The organism is Ruminococcus callidus ATCC 27760 (genome assembly GCF_000468015.1).
Taxonomy (GTDB): Bacteria; Bacillota; Clostridia; order Oscillospirales; family Ruminococcaceae; genus Ruminococcus_C; species Ruminococcus_C callidus.
Window position 1 is genome coordinate 1 of the sequence record NZ_KI260371.1, and the last position, 2761, is coordinate 2761.

Here is a 2761-nt window from a genome sequence, read left to right on the forward strand (position 1 = left end):
GATTTTCTCCGGTTTGTCAAGTCTGTTTTTGCTTATCGATTTATGCAACAATATGACCGGCGATTCTACCTCCGCCCGCCGCACAAACGTCGGAGTACCGCGGGAATTCCGTACATGCCTGCCCAGATCAGAGCCATCAGCACCGGCAGCCCGATCAGATGACTGCCGAACACCTGTTCAAACCAGACCAGCGGCGAACCGGAGGACGGGCGTTCCAGAAAGAAAAAGTTGGTGCCGAAGTGGCGGTTCACCAGCGAAACCGGCACACACGCCGCCGCCACACAGGTGAAGCAAAACGGCAGCCGTTTCCAGTTGGGGCGAAGTATCCCGCGAGCCAGCAGCACCGCCGGCACCAGCACCAGCAGCCCGTGGAGCAGGAAGCTGTGCAGGCTGAAAAAGTTCCACAGGGGCAGCGAGAACCAGTTGGGAAACAGCAGTGCCAGACACGCTCCCGGCAGTGAAAGGCTGTAGACCGGTTCCAGCAGCAGCGGACGAGGTTTTCGCACTGCGGCAAATTCCACAAAAATGGACAGCCCGCACAGATCCAGCGGCAGATAGTTGGGACGAAACTGCCCCGTGTACAGCAGCACGCCATCCTTGCAGATCTCCAGCAAAAGTGCTGCCCATGTCAGCCCGCATAACAGCCGATGCACAGTTTCCGGTTTCCAGCGGCGGCAGGTCAGGGCAATCGCCAGCACTGCCAGAACGATCCCGCCCAGCCACAGCAAATGGGCAATGCCAAACAGCCGAAACCCCAGCCCGTCCGGCACATGTTCCTGAATTGTCCAGAAGTACGTCATCTCCTCACCCTCTCCTATTCAGTATACCGCATTTTTGCGAAAAATACAAGCGATTCTCACCGGAACACACGAAAATCAATTTTCATGATAGCCTCCCCTGAAAGGGGAGGGGGACCGCCGTTAGGCGGTGGAGAGGTTTTTTTGTAAAATCCTTTTATGACATTTCCGGCGAAGATATGCAGACGATTTCATGAGCAAGCTGAACTCTACTTTCCGTGCATGATCTTGACAAGTGTTCCAATTAGGTGTATACTAAAGCTATAACCAAAGAAGCCGAAAGGAAGTTTGAACGTGATTGATTTTAACACATTTTGCACTCTCTACGAGGACGCGAAAGCATGCGATTCAGAAGTAAAGTATGTCATGGAAAGGGGATGGCAGGAGTGGATGAGCGAGATCGCGGACACCGACAAGATCGCCGACGTGCTCCGGAGAATTTACACCATGGCGAACGAGGGTTTTGCGGCAGTTGTGAGGCAGTATAAAAACATGCGGCAGATGTGCCAATTGCTCGGTATCCCCTACTCAACGGCTCAGAAATGGAGCCTAGGGAAGCAGAAGCCGGCATCATATCTCTTGATGCTCATGGTGTACGCTACTGTAAACTATGACAAAATGCAAAAATAAGAATAATTTGTTTTGTATAAGTATACATACACACATATATATGTAGGGGCGATGCCCACATCGCCCTTCATGTGAAATCTTCCCCCACCATGTCACGCTTTGCACCTTCCTCCTGCATTTCAAAGGCAGCCAATTGCAAAAACCGCACCAAATAAAAAACCGGATTCTCCAAGAGAAATCCGGTCTTTTTATTGCCTTAATATGCTCCGCATCAATCCTGATAAGTTTCAAACCACACGGTTTCTTTCAGCGGCTTGCGTTCGGTGTCGTAGCGGGACGGCTCCTTGACTGCCTCCGGCTTGGGGTAGCCCAGACAGAGCAGAGCGTCCGGCACGTAGTTTTCCGGCAGCTGGAATTCTTCCCGCAGGATCGCCGGATCAAACCGTTCCACCCAGAGAGAGCCAAGTCCCTGTTCCGTTGCCGCCAGCATCATATACGTTGTGACAATGGACGCATCGATCTCATGAATGCAGTGCCCGTCGAAGCTGCGAACCCAGCAGTCCGATGTATCGGAACAAACCATGATGACTGCCTTGGCGGTATAGGCGTTGGTGTTGTGCATCGCCTTTGCCATTTTTTCCAGTCCCTCCGGCGACTGCACCACCAGAAGCCGCTGGGGCTGGTGGTTTTTTCCGGTGGGAGCCAGCCGTCCGGCTTCCAGTACCGCCTGTAAGTGTTCCGGTGCAACGGGCTTGTCCTCATAGGCACGGACAGAGCATCTCTTTTTCGCAAGTTCCATAAAATTCATGACGTATCTTCCTTTCCGGTGGTCGCGGGTGGTTTTTCTTCAGGCAATACCGCACAAAGATTGTGCGACAGATGCGTCGTCAAATTTTTCGTCAGATGAAACAAAAAGCGGAGTGAATACTTGATGTATTCACGAGCATTTTTGTGAAATATGAGAGGAAATTTGCAAGCAGATGGCGTGCAAAGTCGTCAGACGCTCTTTGTGCGGTATTGCCTTCATTATAGCATGTTTTTTGGGGGATTGCAAGGGGGAATGGGGAACTTTGCGGGGACACCGTTGATAATTGAGGGGTTATCTCATAAGCCTGTTACATGAAGAAAAAGATTCCACGAAGAACCCCTCCACCGCCTGCCGGCGGTTTCCCTCGTACTGAGCGGTCCCCTCTGCCCTGCGGGCATCTCCCCACCCCGTGGGGAGTCACCCCTAAAGGGAAGGCTTTCTCGTTCAGGCTCCCTCTTTTATTTCAGGCTCCCCTTTAGGGGAGCTGTCACCGCAGGTGACTGAGGGGTACTTCCGTGGAATCTGATACAACAGGGAAAAGATTTACGAAATATCCCTCCACCAGCTTCGCTGGTCCCCCTCCCTT

At 52.4% G+C, this 2761-nt stretch carries 3 protein-coding genes; 1 reads left to right on the forward strand and 2 read right to left on the reverse strand.

What is annotated here, in order from left to right:
* Positions 1–65: 65 nt before the first annotated feature.
* Positions 66–800 (reverse strand): YwaF family protein, encoded by a 735-nt coding sequence (locus RUMCAL_RS05980; protein ID WP_021681754.1) that lies wholly within the window; start codon positions 798–800, stop codon positions 66–68.
* A gap of 291 nt (positions 801–1091) precedes the next feature.
* On the opposite strand from RUMCAL_RS05980, the gene RUMCAL_RS05985 reads away from it, so the two are divergent.
* Entirely contained in the window at positions 1092–1427 is a 336-nt protein-coding gene (locus RUMCAL_RS05985; RefSeq protein WP_021681755.1) for a hypothetical protein, read from the forward strand.
* Between the two features lie 211 nt (positions 1428–1638).
* On the opposite strand, the gene RUMCAL_RS05990 is transcribed toward RUMCAL_RS05985, so the two are convergent.
* Positions 1639–2175 (reverse strand): nitroreductase family protein, encoded by a 537-nt coding sequence (locus RUMCAL_RS05990; RefSeq protein ID WP_021681756.1) that lies wholly within the window; start codon positions 2173–2175, stop codon positions 1639–1641.
* Between the last annotated feature and the right edge of the window lie 586 nt (positions 2176–2761).

Bases quoted from the DNA above. Each gene is read 5' to 3' on its own strand.
- RUMCAL_RS05980 (WP_021681754.1), bottom strand. From the start codon at position 800: ATGACGTACTTCTGGACAATTCAGGAACATGTGCCGGACGGGCTGGGG.
- RUMCAL_RS05990 (WP_021681756.1), bottom strand. From the start codon at position 2,175: ATGAATTTTATGGAACTTGCGAAAAAGAGATGCTCTGTCCGTGCCTAT.